Below are 531 nucleotides of genomic sequence, written 5' to 3' on the forward strand. Positions count from 1 at the left end.
TCACGTACTATGGGGTGATATTTGAAGCTGAAGAAGTTATCACTCTTTTAACTTCTGTGCTTAAAACGTCATCTGCATCAAGAACTAGTTTAAGCTCACGACATCAGTTTGCTCCTGGAGCGACAGTATTGTATAAGGGCGATAAAATGGTGCTTAACCTGGACAGGTCTCGTGTTCCAACTGAGTGTATAGAGAAAATTGAGGCCATTCTTAAGGAACTTGAAAAGCCAGCACCCTGATGCGACCACGTTTTAGTCTACGTTTATCTGTCTTTACTTAATGTCCTTTGTTACAGGCCAGAAAGCATAACTGGCCTGAATATTCTCTCTGGGCCCACTGTTCCACTTGTATCGTCGGTCTGATAATCAGACTGGGACCACGGTCCCACTCGTATCGTCGGTCTGATTATTAGTCTGGGACCACGGTCCCACTCGTATCGTCGGTCTGATTATTAGTCTGGGACCACGGTCCCACTCGTATCGTCGGTCTGATAATCAGACTGGGACCACGGTCCCAGCTCGTATCGTCGGT

1 protein-coding gene is annotated in these 531 nt (G+C 46.7%); it reads left to right on the forward strand.

Translation table 11 applies throughout. The annotated features are described in order from the left end of the window. Positions 1-239, forward strand: a 239-nt coding sequence (locus GMC_RS23415; protein ID WP_010521216.1) for a hypothetical protein, incomplete at its 5' end; no start/stop codon positions are given. Positions 240-531 lie beyond the last annotated feature (292 nt).

It is taken from the genome of Aquimarina agarivorans (assembly GCF_000218485.1).
Lineage (GTDB): Bacteria > Bacteroidota > Bacteroidia > Flavobacteriales > Flavobacteriaceae > Aquimarina > Aquimarina agarivorans.